Annotated in this window: 1 protein-coding gene; it reads left to right on the top strand. The window is 65.5% G+C overall.

Going from position 1 to position 504, the window contains the following annotated elements:
• A partial coding sequence (gene tssI / locus DK261_RS18450) for a type VI secretion system tip protein TssI/VgrG (protein WP_146218541.1) occupies positions 1 to 504 on the top strand: 504 nt, incomplete at both ends.

Below are 504 nucleotides of genomic sequence, written 5' to 3'. Positions count from 1 at the left end.
TGGGCGAGAACATCACCAGCGACGTCACCAGCAATAAGGACGACTTCCACCAGGGCTACCGCAACCGCTTCCTCGCCACGCCCTGGGACGCCCACTACCGCCCGCCGCTGGAACACCCGAAACCCAAGTCCCTGGGCAGCCAGACCGCGGTGGTCACCGGGCCCAAGGGCGAAGAAATCCATTGCGACCCGTACGGGCGGATCAAGGTGCAGTTCCACTGGGACCGCGATGGCCTGGCCGACGACAACACCTCCTGCTGGGTCCGCGTCGCCAGCGGCTGGGCCGGCAAGGCCTACGGCGGCATCGCCATCCCGCGGATCGGCATGGAAGTGCTGGTGACCTTCCTCGAAGGCGATCCCGACCAGCCCCTGGTCACCGGCTGCCTGTACCACAAGGAAAACGTGGTCCCCTACGACCTGCCGGCGAACAAGACCCGCAGCACCTTCAAGACCCTCAGCTCGCCGGGTGGCAAGGGCTATAACGAACTGCGCATCGAAGACAAGA

The organism is Pseudomonas sp. RW409 (assembly GCF_003184125.1).
GTDB lineage: Bacteria > Pseudomonadota > Gammaproteobacteria > Pseudomonadales > Pseudomonadaceae > Aquipseudomonas > Aquipseudomonas chlororaphis_I.
The sequence above is the reverse complement of the archived record's forward strand: the minus strand, read 5'-3'. Positions and strand labels throughout refer to the sequence as shown.